We start from the raw sequence: 287 nt of genomic DNA on the forward strand, positions 1-287 counted from the left end.
TATTGCCAATGACGGTTCTATCCTAATTTCCTCCAACCAGATAAAGGAAAAGAAATTAATGGAACTCCCCTATGACTTTGTCATTTTAGCTTCCACAAGTAAACTGGTAGATGCCATTGGCGAAGGTCTTAGAGGAATAAAATTCAAGAACCGGGACCGTATTCCTTCCAACATTACCACCATCAAGAATTTCGAGACAAATAAGGAAGGAGACTTCATGAGTTATGGAAGTAGCACAAAAAACTTATATTTGCTGCTTCTGGAAGATCTGTAACATGAAGGAAAAT

At 38.0% G+C, this 287-nt stretch carries 1 pseudogene; it reads left to right on the forward strand.

The features are described from left to right. Window positions 1-274, forward strand: a pseudogene (locus tag HC175_RS23260) (lactate utilization protein B/C); the annotation flags it as partial. Between the last annotated feature and the right edge of the window lie 13 nt (window positions 275-287).

The organism is Salinimicrobium oceani, assembly GCF_012037645.1.